At 68.5% G+C, this 14,419-nt stretch carries 17 protein-coding genes; 7 read left to right on the forward strand and 10 right to left on the reverse strand.

The features are described from left to right. The first annotated feature begins 14 nt into the window (after positions 1 to 14). Positions 15 to 506: an LURP-one-related/scramblase family protein gene (locus tag ACFVX4_RS05885; protein WP_389972355.1), complete on the forward strand. Its 492-nt coding sequence runs from the start codon at positions 15 to 17 to the stop codon at positions 504 to 506. A 32-nt stretch (positions 507 to 538) separates the two neighbouring features. On the opposite strand, the gene ACFVX4_RS05890 is transcribed toward ACFVX4_RS05885, so the two are convergent. Continuing rightward, positions 539 to 1,336, reverse strand: coding sequence for a carbon-nitrogen family hydrolase (locus ACFVX4_RS05890; protein WP_389972357.1), 798 nt, complete (start codon positions 1,334 to 1,336; stop codon positions 539 to 541). Positions 1,337 to 1,506: 170 nt separating this feature from the next. Here ACFVX4_RS05890 and ACFVX4_RS05895 point away from each other — a divergent pair, with 170 nt between their 5' ends. After that, entirely contained in the window at positions 1,507 to 2,331 is an 825-nt protein-coding gene (locus ACFVX4_RS05895; RefSeq protein WP_389972359.1) for a maleylpyruvate isomerase family mycothiol-dependent enzyme, read from the forward strand. Between the two features lie 81 nt (positions 2,332 to 2,412). Here ACFVX4_RS05895 and ACFVX4_RS05900 read toward each other — a convergent pair whose 3' ends face one another. Both ACFVX4_RS05900 and ACFVX4_RS05905 read right to left on the reverse strand, forming a co-directional pair. Continuing rightward, a complete protein-coding gene (locus tag ACFVX4_RS05900; protein ID WP_266416982.1) occupies positions 2,413 to 3,723 on the reverse strand; it encodes a nitrate/nitrite transporter in 1,311 nt (436 codons plus the stop codon). Further along, entirely contained in the window at positions 3,720 to 4,403 is a 684-nt protein-coding gene (locus ACFVX4_RS05905) for a GntR family transcriptional regulator (RefSeq protein WP_389972362.1), read from the reverse strand. Before ACFVX4_RS05905 ends, ACFVX4_RS05900 begins: the two co-directional genes overlap by 4 nt. A 203-nt stretch (positions 4,404 to 4,606) precedes the next feature. On the opposite strand from ACFVX4_RS05905, the gene ACFVX4_RS05910 reads away from it, so the two are divergent. Beyond that, complete coding sequence (locus tag ACFVX4_RS05910; protein ID WP_266416980.1) at positions 4,607 to 5,506, forward strand: D-alanyl-D-alanine carboxypeptidase family protein; 900 nt, start codon at positions 4,607 to 4,609, stop codon at positions 5,504 to 5,506. Between the two features lie 71 nt (positions 5,507 to 5,577). Here the strand turns inward: ACFVX4_RS05910 and ACFVX4_RS05915 are convergent, their stop codons facing one another. Together ACFVX4_RS05915 and ACFVX4_RS05920 are read right to left on the reverse strand one after the other, a co-directional pair. Next, the gene (locus tag ACFVX4_RS05915; protein ID WP_389972364.1) at positions 5,578 to 6,012 is read right to left on the reverse strand and encodes a VOC family protein; all 435 of its coding nucleotides are present in this window, start codon (positions 6,010 to 6,012) and stop codon (positions 5,578 to 5,580) included. Between the two features lie 126 nt (positions 6,013 to 6,138). Continuing rightward, complete coding sequence (locus ACFVX4_RS05920; RefSeq protein WP_389972366.1) at positions 6,139 to 6,735, reverse strand: hypothetical protein; 597 nt, start codon at positions 6,733 to 6,735, stop codon at positions 6,139 to 6,141. Positions 6,736 to 6,905: 170 nt separating this feature from the next. Between ACFVX4_RS05920 and ACFVX4_RS05925 the strand changes: the two genes are divergently transcribed. Next, positions 6,906 to 7,298 carry an SgcJ/EcaC family oxidoreductase gene (locus ACFVX4_RS05925; RefSeq protein WP_389972368.1) on the forward strand — a complete coding sequence of 131 codons (393 nt, stop codon included), beginning with the start codon at positions 6,906 to 6,908 and terminating at the stop codon, positions 7,296 to 7,298. Between the two features lie 79 nt (positions 7,299 to 7,377). On the opposite strand, the gene ACFVX4_RS05930 is transcribed toward ACFVX4_RS05925, so the two are convergent. Both ACFVX4_RS05930 and ACFVX4_RS05935 read right to left on the reverse strand, forming a co-directional pair. Next, complete coding sequence (locus tag ACFVX4_RS05930; protein WP_329869720.1) at positions 7,378 to 7,560, reverse strand: DUF397 domain-containing protein; 183 nt, start codon at positions 7,558 to 7,560, stop codon at positions 7,378 to 7,380. 2 nt (positions 7,561 to 7,562) lie between these two features. Then, the gene (locus ACFVX4_RS05935) at positions 7,563 to 8,441 is read right to left on the reverse strand and encodes a helix-turn-helix transcriptional regulator (RefSeq protein ID WP_093547999.1); all 879 of its coding nucleotides are present in this window, start codon (positions 8,439 to 8,441) and stop codon (positions 7,563 to 7,565) included. 227 nt (positions 8,442 to 8,668) lie between these two features. Between ACFVX4_RS05935 and ACFVX4_RS05940 the strand changes: the two genes are divergently transcribed. Further along, positions 8,669 to 9,175 (forward strand): ATP-binding protein, encoded by a 507-nt coding sequence (locus tag ACFVX4_RS05940; RefSeq protein ID WP_389972371.1) that lies wholly within the window; start codon positions 8,669 to 8,671, stop codon positions 9,173 to 9,175. Here ACFVX4_RS05940 and ACFVX4_RS05945 read toward each other — a convergent pair. From ACFVX4_RS05945 to pdhA, 3 genes are read right to left on the reverse strand one after another with little or no spacing between them, the layout of a single operon-like run. Further along, positions 9,162 to 10,571 (reverse strand): dihydrolipoamide acetyltransferase family protein, encoded by a 1,410-nt coding sequence (locus ACFVX4_RS05945; RefSeq protein ID WP_389972373.1) that lies wholly within the window; start codon positions 10,569 to 10,571, stop codon positions 9,162 to 9,164. The genes ACFVX4_RS05940 and ACFVX4_RS05945 overlap by 14 nt on opposite strands. 10 nt (positions 10,572 to 10,581) lie before the next feature. After that, entirely contained in the window at positions 10,582 to 11,562 is a 981-nt protein-coding gene (locus tag ACFVX4_RS05950) for an alpha-ketoacid dehydrogenase subunit beta (RefSeq protein WP_266492038.1), read from the reverse strand. 2 nt (positions 11,563 to 11,564) lie between these two features. Continuing rightward, the gene (pdhA, locus tag ACFVX4_RS05955) at positions 11,565 to 12,746 is read right to left on the reverse strand and encodes a pyruvate dehydrogenase (acetyl-transferring) E1 component subunit alpha (RefSeq protein WP_389972375.1); all 1,182 of its coding nucleotides are present in this window, start codon (positions 12,744 to 12,746) and stop codon (positions 11,565 to 11,567) included. A gap of 340 nt (positions 12,747 to 13,086) precedes the next feature. On the opposite strand from pdhA, the gene ACFVX4_RS05960 reads away from it, so the two are divergent. After that, the gene (locus ACFVX4_RS05960; RefSeq protein WP_266425659.1) at positions 13,087 to 13,746 is read left to right on the forward strand and encodes a response regulator transcription factor; all 660 of its coding nucleotides are present in this window, start codon (positions 13,087 to 13,089) and stop codon (positions 13,744 to 13,746) included. 141 nt (positions 13,747 to 13,887) lie between these two features. Beyond that, on the forward strand, positions 13,888 to 14,346 hold the full coding sequence (locus ACFVX4_RS05965; RefSeq protein ID WP_389972377.1) for a pyridoxamine 5'-phosphate oxidase family protein: 459 nt from the start codon (positions 13,888 to 13,890) through the stop codon (positions 14,344 to 14,346). Positions 14,347 to 14,419 lie beyond the last annotated feature (73 nt).

Here is a 14,419-nt window from a genome sequence, read left to right on the forward strand (position 1 = left end):
GCACCCTGTGAGCCATGAGATTCCTGGTGCGTGAACGACTCTTCGCCGTCGGTGACGACTACTGGATCGAGGACGCGGACGGCCGCAAGGTGTTCCTCGTCGACGGCAAGGCCATGCGGGTGCGGGACACCTTCGAGCTGAAGGACGCACAGGGCCGGATCCTGGTCGAGATCCGGCAGAAGCTGCTCAGCCTGCGCGACACGATGCTCATCGAGCGCGACGGCGAACAGCTCGCCAGGATCAAGCGCAAGCGGCTGTCGCTGCTGCGCAACCACTACCGGGTCACGCTGGCCGACGGCACCGAGCTCGACGTCAGCGGCAAGATCCTGGACCGCGAGTTCGCCATCGACTACGACGGGGAACTGCTGGCGCAGATCTCCCGGCGTCGGCTGACCGTCCGGGACACCTACGGCATCGATGTCGTACGGGAGGACGCCGACGCGGCACTGCTCATCGCCGTATCGGTCTGCGTCATCGTGCTCGCGGACAAGGAGCGCGAGGACTGACCCGCCCCGGTTTCACGTGAAACGAAGCGGTCCTACCGGAGCCTGGGCGGGGCCAGTCCCAGGCGGCGGTCCTTGAGGGCCGGGAACTGCTCACGGGTCGTCGCCACCCTCGCCGGGTCGAACTCCACGTCGAGCACCTCCTCGTCCGCGCCCGCCTCCGCGAGCACCTCGCCCCACGGGTCGACGACGATGCTGTGCCCGGCCTGCTGGACTCCGGCGTGGGTGCCCGCGGTGCCGACGGCCAGGACGTACGACTGGTTCTCGACGGCGCGGGCCTGCGCCAGCAGCGTCCAGTGGGCGCGGCGCCGCTCGGGCCAGCCCGCCGCGACGATCAGCGTCCCGGCGCCCGCGTCGACCAGGCCGCGGAACATCTCCGGGAAGCGCAGGTCGTAACAGGTGGCGAGGCCGAGCCTGGTCTGCGGCATGTCGACCGTGACCAGTTCCTCGCCGGCGCCCATCATGACCGCCTCGCCCTTGTCGAAGCCGAAGCGGTGGATCTTGCGGTACGCGGCGGCCCGCTCGCCCTCGGGCGTGAAGACGAGCGAGGTGTTGAAGAGGGTGCCGTCGGCGGCGCGCTCGACGAAGGAGCCCGCGTGCAGCCAGACCCCGGCGTCGGCCGCGGCCTTCGCCATGATGTCGTGGGTGGGCCCCTGGAGCGGTTCGGCCTCGTCCGCGAAGTCGGCATACGCGAAGGCGCCGACCGGCCAGAGCTCGGGAAGCACCACCAGATCCGCACCGCGCTGGGCCGCCACCAGTGAAGCCGCACGCTGCCTACGGGCGTTGACGGATTCGTCCGGGTCTACTGCGATCTGGATGAGGGAGGCGCGCACACTACCACCGTCCTGGCATTCGAGCCGTCAACACGGGCCTACGATCGTCACACGAAAGCACTGCCGGGGTGCCTGCTCGCAGCGTAACTTAGCGAACGAACCTCCCACGCAGCCCGCCGCCCGCGCCAAGCTCTCCAGCCCATGCACCGCAGAACCGCACGAGGGGTCCCGTGACCGTCCATCCCAGCCTCCAGACCTACGCCGATGCCTGGACCCACTCCATCGAGTCGATAGCCGAGCTGGTGAAGCCACTCGCCGAGGGGGAGTGGAACCGCCGTACGCCATGCCCCGCCTGGTCGGTGCGCGACATCGTCTCGCACGTCATCGGCATGGAGTCCGAGCAGCTCGGCGACCCGCGCCCGATCCACACGCTGCCCCGCGACCTCTACCACGTGCAGAACGACTTCGCCCGGTACATGGAGATGCAGGTCGATGTGCGGCGTCACCACACCGCACCGGAGATGACCTCCGAGCTGGAGTACACGATCATCCGGCGGGCGCGTCAGCTGCGCAACGAGACGCGCGATCCCGGGACCATGGTCCGGGCGCCGCTCGGCGCCGAGCAGACCCTCGAACTGGCGCTGCGGATGCGCGCCTTCGACGTCTGGGTGCATGAGCAGGACCTGCGGGCGACGCTGGGGCAGCCCGGCAATCTGGACTCCCCCGGCGCCACCGTCGTCCGGGACACCCTGCTGCAGGCGCTGCCGAAGGTGGTCGCCAAGGACGCGGGAGCACCGACCAGTTCGGCGATCGTGCTCGATGTGCACGGGCCGCTGGAGTTCCTGCGCACCGTCAGGGTCGACGCGGAGGGCCGTGGTTCGGTGGACGGTTCGCCGTCGCTCGGGCCCGCGGTGACGCTGGCGATGGACTGGGAGACGTACTTCCTCCTCGCCTGCGGGCGGGTGCGCGCGGGTGCGGTCGCCGAGCGGATCAAGGTCGAGGGCGATCAGGACCTGGCGACGGCGATCCTGCAGAACTTCGCCGTGACGCCGTGACGGCGTAGTGCCGTGACGTCATGATCGGCGGCGCCCGTCGCACGAGGGACGGGCGCGCCGCCGATCCGGCGCGCGGGGCGGTCACACCGGTACGTGCACGGCCTCCACGCGGCTGACCACATGGTGGTCCCGCTCGCGGTGCGTGGCCCTGGAGTGCAGCCGCAGGATCTGTACGACGCCGAGCGCCTCCAGCACGAAGACCGAGGCGAACGCGATCCGGTAGTTGTCGCCGGTCGCGTCCAGCAGCACACCGACGGCGAACAGCGTGGTCATCGAGGCGACGAAGCCGCCCATGTTGACGATGCCCGACGCGGTGCCCTGCCGCTCCGGCGGATTCGCCGGCCGCGCGAAGTCGAATCCGATCATCGAGGCCGGACCGCACGCGCCGAGCACCACGCACAGCACGATCAGCAGCCACATCGGCGCATGGTCGCCCGGACAGAAGATGGCCGACGCCCAGAGCAGCGCCGTCACCGCGACCGTGCCGAGGGCCAGCGGGGCGCGGGCCGCGTGGTGGCGGGCGATGATCTGCCCGTAGACCAGCCCGAAAGCCATGTTGGAGAGCACCACCAGGGTGAGCAGCTCACCGGCGGTCGACCGGCTGAGCCCCTGCGCCTCCACCAGGAACGGCAGCCCCCACAGCAGCAGGAACACCATGGCCGGGAACTGCGTGGTGAAGTGCACCCACATGCCGAGCCGGGTGCCGGGCTCCCGCCAGGAAGCGGCGATCTGCTTGCGCACATAGGCGGCACCCGCGTGCTCCGCGGGCGGCGGCTCATGGCCCTCGGGGTGGTCCTTCAGGAACAGCAGGAGCAGGACCAGGACGACGACCCCGGCGACCGAGCTGCCGACGAACGTGGTGGTCCAGCCGAACCCGTGCAGGGCCCGTGCGATGAAGAGCGTCGAGACGAGGTTGCCCGCCATCCCGAAGAGCGCCGCGACCTGGCCGATCAGCGGGCCGCGCCGGGCCGGGAACCAGCGGGCGCCGAGCCGCAGCACGCTGATGAACGTCATCGCGTCACCACAGCCGAGCAGCGCCCTGGACGCCAGCGCCATGCCGTACGAGGGGGAGAGCGCGAAGCCGAGCTGCCCGAGGGTGAACAGGACGGCCCCGAGAGCGAGGACCTTCTTGGTGCCGAGCCGGTCGACCATCAGGCCGACGGGTATCTGCATGCCCGCGTAGACGAGCAGCTGAAGGATGGAGAACGTGGAGAGCGCGGAGGCGTTGACGTGGAACCGGTCGGCGGCGTCCAGCCCGGCGACGCCCAGGCTGGTGCGGAAGATGATGGCGACGAAATAGACGGCGACCCCGATGCCCCAGACCCGGGCGGCACGTCGGCCGCCGGGTGGATCACCGGGCAGGGACAGGGTGGGAGCGGCGGCAGAACTCACCGGTCCTCACCCCTGACCAGCACCTTGACCCGGCTGACATGGCGCCGCACGACCTGCGCGGCACCGTCCGCGTCACCGGCCCTGATCGCCTCCAACAGCTCACCGTGCTCGGTGATGTTGGCGGCGATCCGCCCCGGGTGCGCCTCCATCACGGCGACGCCCATCCGCAACTGCCGGTCGCGCAGCTGATCGTAGAGGCGCGAGAGGATGTCGTTGCCCGCGTTGCGCACGATCTCGGCGTGGAAGCAGCGGTCCTTCACCGACACCTCGGCCAGATCCCCGGCCTCGGCCAGCTGCCGCTGCTCCTCCAGGAGTTCTTCGAGCCGGCCGATCAGCTGCGCGGAGGCGGGCACGGCCTTGCGCGCCGCGAACTCCTCGACCAGCAGCCGGGTTTCCACCACATCGGCGATCTCCTGCGCGGAGACGGCGAGGACGAGGGCGCCCTTCTTCGGGTACAGCTTGATCAGCCCCTCGACCTCCAGCCGCAGCAGCGCCTCGCGCACCGGCGTGCGGGAGACGCCGACGGCCTCCGCGAGGTCTCCTTCGGTCAGGAGCGTGCCGCCCTCGTAACGGCGGCCCAGGACCGCCTCCTTGATATGGGCGTACACGCGCTCGGTGGCGGGGGGCTGCTTGGTGGGGGACTTCGCGACAGGCTTCACGGCTGGGGGTGCGGCAGGCATGCACACAGCATAGATACAAGATGCGTGCATGACGAAACGGATCCGGGATCCGGACGGATGCTTCACCACCGATCATGGCCGGAATCACCCGTAGCCCCGAAATTACCCCAGGAATCAGCACATCCATCCCCCGCTCTCATGAGTCTCACCACCGAGCGGCACCCACATGTGGCCGCATTCCAGGGGCATTTGGAGCATTCAAGTTGAAAATCGGCATTAAGGGCATAAGCCGCGCCACCGCCACTGCCACCGTGGCGCTGACGGCAGGCGCCGTCATCGCGGGCAGCGCGTTCGCCTCCACCGCGCAGGCCGCCACGCTGCCCAACCCCAAGATCACCGCCGCCGGCGGATACGTGATGAACAACGGCACCGCGAAGTCCCTGTTCGCCAAGACCGCGGACACCCGTCGTTCCACCGGCTCCACCACCAAGATCATGACGGCGAAGGTGGTGCTGTCGCAGAAGAACCTGAACCTGGATTCCAAGGTCACGATCCAGAAGGCGTACAGCGACTACATCGTCTCCAAGGGCGCCTCGTCGGCCCGCCTCATCGTGGGCGACAAGGTCACGGTCCGCCAGCTGCTGTACGGCCTGATGCTGCCGTCCGGCTGCGACGCCGCCTACGCGCTGGCCGACAAGTTCGGCTCCGGCTCCACCCGCGCGGCCCGCGTGAAGTCGTTCATCGGCAAGATGAACGCCCAGGCCAAGTCCCTCGGGCTGAAGAACACCCACTTCGACTCGTTCGACGGCATAGGGAACGGCTCGAACTACTCGACGCCGCGCGACCTGACGAAGATCGCCAGCAGCGCGATGAAGAGTTCCACCTTCCGCTCGGTCGTCAAGACCAAGTCGACCAAGCAGAAGGTCACCACGAAGTCCGGCGGCTACCGCTACATGTCGTGGTCCAACACCAACACGATGCTCAGCAGCTACAGCGGCGCCATCGGTGTGAAGACCGGCTCCGGCCCGTCGGCCAAGTACTGCCTGGTCTTCGCCGCGACCCGTAACGGCAAGACGGTCATCGGCACCGTGCTCGGCTCGTCGAGCGCGGCCAACCGCACCGCGGACATGAAGAAGATCATGGACTACTCCTTCAAGAAGTAGTCCGGCCCGGCAACGCACGCAAAGAGGGGGCCCGCGCCATGCGGGCCCCCTCTTTCTGTGCCGGAGGATGCTCAGTCGAGACAGAACTCGTTGCCCTCGATGTCCTGCATGTTGATGCACGACTCGTTGTCCTCGTCGGCATACAGCACCTTCGTGCACACCGCGCCGAGCGCCACCAGCCGATCGCGTTCGGCCTCAAGCGCGGCCAGCCGCTCCGCACCCACGAGCCCGGTGCCGGCCCGCACGTCGACGTGCACCCGGTTCTTGGCGACCTTCCCTTCGGGAACGCGCTGGAAGTACATGCGCGGGCCCTCGCCCGTGGGGTCGGAGCACACGAACCACGCACCCCGCTCCTCGGGCGGCAGTGAGTCGTTATAGGCGTCCCAGGAGTCAAACCCCTCCGGAGGCGGCGGTGCGACGTACCCCAACACCTCGCACCAGAAACGAGCGACGCGCTCGGGATCCGCGCAGTCGAAAGTGATCTGGATCTTCCTTACCGATGCCATTCGGCCACCCTAACAGCGGGCCTCCGCACACCAGTTCCCCTTTATTGAGCCCGGGATTCCGAGCGCCCTTCTGGACACTTACGGCACCTCGACGCTCGCCCACCCGGGGCGCCGGCGTCTCCCCGCTCAGTGAAGACCGCGCTTCTTGCGTTCGGCTTCGATCAGCTCCTCCATGAGTTCCTCCGGGGCCACCATGTACTCGGTGTCATCGAGGGCGTCGTAGTCCTGGGTGCTCAGCGGTAGGCCCAGCTCGGCGAGTTCGGCGGCCAGTTGTGTGAACGCGATTCGCTCGTCGGGCTCGCCCTGGTAGCTAGCCCGCTCGGCGGCGACCCCCTCGGTCAGGGTGAGACCGACCAGGCCCCAGAAGATGAACTCGGTGTCCAGCTCCATGAGGTGCCAGGCACGATCCCCAGGTTCGTCGGGGTGCAGCCAGTAGCCGATCCACCCCTTTCCGCCCTTCGCCACGAGTTTGACGTACTTGGCCATCTCCGCGGCTGCGGCGTTGACGGCCTGCATCTCCGGGTCCGCGAGTTCCTTTTCGCTCAGATAGCTGGTGTCCAGGAGCGGGTGGACCTCTCCCGCCTCGAAGAAGTCGAGGTCGAGAAGGTGGGTGAAGTCGGTGCGGCCTCCCCACTGCGCCACCAGCAGCACGCGCAGATCGCCGGGTATCGGACGGCCGTCCAGCCGCTCCCGGGAAAACCCGGCGAGCCGTTCGTCGTACATGCGCCCTCTCCAGAGGTCGAAGCGAGATCCTCGCGTCAACGTAACAACGGTGTCCGACACGAGGCCGGACCCAGGGCGAGAGGGGCCGCCGTACCGCGCTGATGAGGTTCTGGGGCGATCCTGCGGCCGGCCTTGACCTCAAGTCCGCTTGAGATCCCAGAGTGATCTGCATGAACACCGAAACCGCAGACATCAAAGCCATCGAACAGGTCGTCGCCACCGTCGAGCGCGCTCAGCGTGCCAAGGACGTCGAGGGCTTCCTCGCACTCTTCCACCCCGACGCCCTCTGGACGACCGGCCACGGCAAGGTCCTGATCGGCTTCGACGCGATCGCCGAGTTCACCCGCACCGTGCTGCCGGCGGCCAGCTGGGAGGGCGAGATCACCTACAAGGCAGTGCACACGCAATTCCTGCAGCCCGACGTGGCGGCCGTGAAGGTACGGCAGGTCTACCACTCACCGGAGGGCGAAACGGAAGGCGCTCCGCTCTACGTCATGACGAAGCAGGATGACGGAAGGTGGCTGCTGCACGCCTGCCAGAACACGGCAGTGTGGGCCGAATAGACATCTCGGAGCCACGGACGGCGGCGGCGCGGAGGATGTCGCAGGAACCCTCCTCGCCCTCGCCGTTCCACCGCCTCGCCTACGGTTGCCGGCGCAGGTCCGCCGTGAAGGTGTCCCACGCGGCGGGTGCGAGCACGAGAAGCGGGCCGTCGGGGCGCTTGGAGTCGCGGACGGCGACGGTACGAGGGATGTTGCGGGCGACTTCGACGCACTCGCCATTGCCGCTGCTGTAGCTGGACTTGACGAACTCGAAGTGTGGCACGACTACAACTCCTTGCGAATACGCCCTATCAGAGCGATGGAATCGCGGGGAGCGAGTCCGCTTCTGGCGATTCGACCGAACGTGACGTTGTGACGCGCGGCATCCGACTCGCTCTCAAGCCACAGAGTAGACGACGTGGTGTCCATGTAGACCACGTCCATAGCACCGGGTTCGGCAAACGACACGATGCTAAAAGCGCTGGTCATGCCGGGGTGCGAGCCCGCAAGGAAGGGGACAACCTGCACTGTGACATTTGGCTCGGCGGCAGCCTCCGCCAGCCGTTCCAGTTGAGCGAGCATCACGTCGCGGCCACCGACCAATTGCCGCAGCGCTCCTTCCGCGACGATCGCCCACAGCGCCAGAGGACTGCCGTCCGCGAGGCGTGTTTGGCGTGCGATCTTCGCTTCGACGAACCGCTCGATCTCGTCGGGGTCGTCCCAGTCCGCGTTGCCGACAGCGAGCGCCCTCGCATAGTCCGGCGTCTGGAGCAGGCCCGGTACGAACGCCCCTTGCCAGGTCCTGACTCCCTTGGCGATGTCTTCGAGCGCAACGTACTCGACCAGTGAACGGAGTTCCGGGTACTGGTTCCACCAGCCCTTCGCCTTGCGGCGCTCCCGATCCATCCGGGCCACCTCCAGCAGGCGGTCGACGAGCTGCGCGTCATCGAGACCGTAGAACTCGCAGAGGGCACGGATGTCCGGATCCCTCATCGGAACCCATCCCTGCTCCATCTTCACGATCTTGGAGTTGGTCGCGCTGATGACCTGAGCAGCCTGCTGCTGCGTCTTCCCCGACGCGTCTCGCAGGCGCAGCAACTCGCTGCCGAGCCTGCGTCCCAGGACAGTTGACGATCGATTGCCTTGCCGAGTCGCTCGATTCACCGCCCCAGTGTGGCCTCCCGCAATGCAGACGGTCGACTGCTGTAGCTCGTTGGAGACAATTGGCTCCGTTTCACTTGCCTCCAACTTCAGGGAGTCGCTACGTTCGGCTCACAGCCGCTCGCACAGCGGAATCAGTCGGCGGAAGTGCACCGCCCTGCCCCGCGCCCAGAAATGGCGCCCCGCAGGCGCGGCATCGCCACCGCCCGCACCCACGGAGGCACGCGCCCATGACCGCAGCCGAACAGATCTCCGTCCCCGAACCCGTCCTCCGCGAGGACAGACTCAACTTCACGCCGACCGCCCGCAGCGTCACCTTCTCCCGGCGCCGTACCGCGCGGCTCGTACGGGAGTGGGGGTATCCGGGGCTGGCCGGCGACGCGGCCTTGCTGGTCAGCGAGTTGGCGACCAACGCGTTACTGCACGGCGCCATCCGGGGGCGGCTCTTCCGCGTTCACCTCACGCTCACCGCGACCACGCTCCGTATCGCGGTCAGTGACCCGCGCGGCGAGCGGCTGCCCGGTCTGCGCGAGGCCGCGGGCGACGAGTGCTACGGGCGGGGGCTCCTGATCGTCGCGCGGATCGCGGACCGCTGGGGCGTCGAGCCTCGAACCGTCGGGAAGACCGTGTTCGCCGAACTCGCCCTGCGGCAGGGGCCGGACATGCCGATGGGCCCGCGCGAACTTCGCGCGGGCCCATCTCGCACAGGTACTGAAGTGACTGCTACGCCCAGGTGATCAGCCGCTTCGGCTGCTCCAGGATCGCGGCGACGTCCGCCAGGACCTTGGAGCCGAGCTCGCCGTCGACCAGGCGGTGGTCGAACGACAGGGCCAGCGTGGTGACCTGACGGGGCTTCACCTTGCCCTTGTGGACCCACGGCTGGAGCTTGATCGCACCGACCGCGAGGATCGCGGACTCGCCCGGGTTCAGGATCGGCGTGCCCGTGTCGACGCCGAAGACACCGACGTTGGTGATGGTCACCGTGCCGCCCGCCATCGCGGCGGGGGACGTCCGGCCCTCGCGGGCCGTGGAGACCAGCTCGCCCAGGGACGCGGCCAGCTGCGGGAGCGTCTGCTCGTGCGCGTCCTTGATGTTCGGCACGATCAGACCGCGCGGGGTCGCGGCGGCGATGCCCAGGTTCACATAGTGCTTCTGGACGATCTCCTGGTTGGCCTCGTCCCAGGCGGCATTGACGCCCGGGTTCCGCTTGATCGCGACCAGGAGCGCCTTGGCGATGATCAGGAGCGGGTTGACCCGCACCCCCGCCATCTCCTTGTCCTCCTTGAGCTCCGCCACCAGCTTCATCGTGCGCGTCACGTCGACGGTCACGAACTCGGTGACATGCGGAGCCGTGAAGGCGCTGCCGACCATCGCCTGGGCGATGGCCTTCCGTACGCCCTTGACCGGGATACGGGTCTCGCGGGCGCCCGCCGTGGCGACGACGGCCGGAGCCGGGGCCTCGGCCGCCACCGGAGCGGCGGCGACGGGCGCCTGGGCCTGCGCGGGTACGGGCTTGGCCGCCGCGTGCACGTCCTCGCGGGTGATGATCCCGCCCTCGCCGGTCGGAACGACCGTCGCCAGGTCGATGCCCAGGTCCTTGGCCAGCTTGCGCACCGGCGGCTTGGCCAGTGGCCGGCTCTCCGGGACCGCGGTGGCATGGCCGTTCATCTCGCCCTGGATCGCCGCGGCGGCAGCGGGCACCGCCTTCGTGGCGCCCTTGCGGGCCCGCCGCTTGGTCGAGCTCTCGGCGACGCCGTACCCCACCAGGACCGGCTGACGGCCCTTGGGAGCCTCGGGCTCCGACGGCTCCGCGACCGGCGCGGGAACGGCAACCGGCGCCGGGGCCGCGTCACCGCTGCCCGGTGCCACGTCCACCGCGATGATCACCTGGCCGACGTCGACGGTCGTGCCCTCGGGGAAACGCAGCTCGTGCACCACCCCGTCGAACGGGATCGGCAGCTCCACGGCCGCCTTCGCCGTCTCGACCTCGCACACGACCTGGCCGTCGGTGACGGTGTCGCCGGGCTGGACGTACCACTTGAGGATCTCGGCCTCGGTCAGTCCCTCGCCCACGTCGGGCATCTTGAACTCACGGAAGCGAGCAGCGTTGGAAGTGTCGGTCATCGTTGTCACGTCCCAGTCCTCAGTACGCCAGCGAGCGGTCGACGGCGTCGAGCACGCGGTCGAGACCCGGCAGGTACTCGTCCTCCAGCCGCGCCGGCGGGTACGGGGCGTGGTAGCCGCCGACCCTCAGCACCGGTGCTTCCAGATGGTAGAAGCAGCGCTCGGTGATCCGGGCGGCGATCTCGGCCCCGGAGCCGTAGAACACCGGCGCCTCGTGGACCACGACGAGCCGGCCGGTCTTCTCGACCGAGGTCTGGATGGCGTCGAAGTCGATCGGGGACATCGAGCGCAGGTCGAGGACCTCGATCGACTTGCCCTCTTCCTGGGCGGCCGCGGCCGCCTCCAGGCAGACCTTCACCATCGGGCCGTACGCGACGAGCGTGAGGTCGGTGCCGGTACGCGCCACCGAGGCCTTGTGCAGCGGGCCGGGGATGGAGTCGGTCTCGACCTCGCCCTTGTCCCAGTAGCGGCGCTTCGGCTCGAAGAAGATGATCGGGTCGTCGCTCTGGACGGCCTGCTGCATCATCCAGTAGGCGTCGCTCGCGTTCGACGGCGAGACCACCTTCAACCCCGCGACGTGCGCGAACAGGGCCTCGGGTGACTCGCTGTGGTGCTCGACGGCACCGATGCCGCCGCCGTACGGAATCCGGATGACGACCGGCAGCTTGATCTTGCCGAGCGCGCGGGCGTGCATCTTGGCGAGCTGCGTGACGATCTGGTCGTAAGCGGGGAAGACGAAGCCGTCGAACTGGATCTCCACAACGGGCCGGTAGCCGCGCAGGGCCAGGCCGATCGCCGTACCGACGATGCCGGACTCGGCGAGCGGGGTGTCGATCACCCGGTCCTCGCCGAAGTCCTTCTGGAGTCCGTCGGTGATCCGGAAGACCCCGCCGAGCTTGCCGACGTCCTCACCCATGATGAGGACCTTGGGGTCGGTGTCGAGAGCCTTGCGCAGCGACTCGTTGAGAGCCTTCGCAATGGACATCTTTTCCATGGCCATGGCTACTTGCTCTCCTCGGCAGAGTCGGCGAACGATGCCTGGTAGGCGGCGAACTGGGCGCGCTCCTCGTCGACGAGCGGGTTTCCGTCGGCGTAGACGTTGTCGAAGATCGCGATCGGGTCGGGGTCGGGCATCGCCCGTACCGCCTCGCGCACCCGCTTGCCGAGCGCTTCGCTCTCCTCGTCCAGCGCGGTGAAGAACGCCTCGTCGGCGGCGCCCTCCTTCTCCAGGTACGCACGCAGCCGCAGGATCGGGTCCTTGGCCTCCCAGGAGGCCCGCTCCTCGTCCGCCCGGTACTTCGTCGGGTCGTCGGAGGTGGTGTGCGCGCCCATCCGGTAGGTGAACGCCTCGACGAGGGTGGGCCCCTCCCCCCGGCGGGCCCGCTCCAGCGCCGACCTGGTGACGGCCAGGCAGGCGAGTACGTCGTTGCCGTCGACCCGGACGCCGGGGAAGCCGAAGCCCTGCGCGCGCTGGTAGAGCGGGACGCGGGTCTGCTTCTCGGTCGGCTCGGAGATCGCCCACTGGTTGTTCTGGCAGAAGAAGACGACCGGGGCGTTGTAGACCGCGGAGAAGGTGAAGGACTCGGCGACGTCCCCCTGGCTGGAGGCGCCGTCGCCGAAGTACGCGATCACGGCCGAGTCCGCGCCGTCCTTGGCGACGCCCATGGCGTAGCCGGTGGCGTGCAGGGTCTGCGAGCCGATGACGATCGTGTACAGGTGGAAGTTGTTGCTGTTCGGGTCCCAACCACCGTGGTTCACGCCACGGAACATCCCGAGCAGATTGGTCGGATCGACACCCCGGCACCAGGCGACACCGTGCTCGCGGTACGTCGGGAAGACGTAGTCGTCGTCGCGCAGGGCCCGGCCGGAGCCGATCTGCGCGGCCTCCTGGCCGAGCAGCGAGGCCCACAGGCCCAGCTCGCCCTGGCGCTGGAGGGCGGTGGCCTCGGCGTCGAAGCGACGGGTCAGGACCATGTCCCGGTACAGACCGCGCAGCTCGTCCGCGGTCAGGTCGATCGAATAGTCCGGATGCTCCACTCGCTCGCCCTCGGGCGTCAGCAGCTGTACGAGCTCGGGCTCGGAACTCTGTGGCGTCTTCGCGGACGTCTTCGCGGTCGTTTTCACGGCGCTGGTCCGCTTGCTGCTGCGTCGCGGCTTGCGCGCGGCAGTGCTCTCCACGGTCACGTGCGTGCTCCTCCGTCGGTCCGGCCCCCGGGGTCTGCCGGGAAGCCAGTGCGGCTCGCCTGTGTCCGTACCCGTGCACGGGGTGGGTGCCGCTCGGTCCGGGAACAGGCGTGACAGGTGCCCCGGCGAGCGCCCTGCCAAAAGCACGTTACCCAGTACGCCGCATAACTGCGAAACCCTATCTGACCTGCGATTTTGCTTGGATTTCCAAGTAAATCGAAAAAGTCGGGAACTCTCGCTGGTCACAGCACTGGTAACAGCCTTGCAGGCCGCCGGAACAACGGCACGTTATCCCGCCGTTCGGCGGCAGGGAAGAGGTGAGTGTGTGAGACTGCGTTTTGTGCGCGAACAAGGAAAAATCACCGTTTTTCTGTTGGACGACCACGAAGTCGTCCGACGCGGAGTCCATGAATTGCTCTCGTCCGAGGACGACATCGAGGTCGTCGGCGAGGCCGGCACCGCGGCGGACGCGCTGGTCCGTATCCCCGCGACCCGGCCCGATGTGGCGGTGCTCGACGTACGGCTGCCGGACGGGAGCGGGGTGGAGGTCTGCCGGGAGGTCCGTTCCCAGGACGACAACATCAAATGCCTGATGCTCACCTCGTACGCCGACGACGAGGCACTCTTCGACGCGATCATGGCGGGTGCGTCGGGCTATGTGCTGAAGGCGATCCGGGGCAACGAACTGCTGAACGCGGTACGCGACGTGGCGGCCGGGAAGTCGCTGCTGGACCCCGTGGCGACCGCCCGGGTGCTGGAGCGGCTGCGCGACGGCAAGAAGGGCCGGGGCGAGGACAAGCTCGCCGGTCTCACCGACCAGGAGCGCAAGATCCTCGATCTGATCGGCGAGGGGCTGACGAACCGGGTGATCGGCGAGCGGCTGCATCTCGCCGAGAAGACGATCAAGAACTACGTCTCCAGCCTGCTCTCCAAGCTGGGCATGGAGCGGCGTTCGCAGGCCGCCGCGTACGTGGCCAGGCTCCAGGCGGAGAAGCGCTGAGCACCACGCCCCGGGCGGCCGGGACGACCCAGGCGCAGGGTCCGAGGGGCCGCGCCCCGGTGATCTTCGGGACTTTGGTCCCGGACCAACCGGGGCCGCGGCCTCTTTCTGCGACCTCCCGGGTGGCGGAGAGTGGAGGCCATGTCCTCCGAGGAACTCCAGGCGATCGAACTGCTCGGCCGCGTCCGCTACGGCCGGCTGGCGACGAGCATGCGTGCCCTCCCGTTTCTGTCGGTGGCCCGCCACGTCGTGATCGACGGCCGCGTGGTCCTGCGGATGCACAGCGGTTTCGGGTACCACAGCACATGCGACGGCACGGTCGTGGCGTACGGCGCGGACAACTTCGACGCCGCCGGTCCGGGCGGCGGTCCGGGGAGCGGTCCGGGGAGCGACGACGATCTGTGGGCCGTGCAGTTCACCGGCACCGCCGAGATCGTGCACCCGGCGCCCGGCCAGCGCGAGCTCTTCGGCGACGGTCCCGCCCGGGTGAACGGGGAGCCCTTCGACCCGGCGTACCTCAGGATCGAACCGCACTTCGTCTCCGTGCACACTCTGGGCTTCGACGCAAGTCAGCCGATTCGGCCACACAGCGTGATCTAACATCTGGTGAGTGCCGCGCTCATTTGTCACCCTTCCGCCCGCTCCGTCGGCCGGCGAGGTGCTGTTCCCGTCC

The sequence above is a fragment of the Streptomyces sp. NPDC058240 genome, assembly GCF_042882135.1.
Taxonomy (GTDB): domain Bacteria; phylum Actinomycetota; class Actinomycetes; order Streptomycetales; family Streptomycetaceae; genus Streptomyces.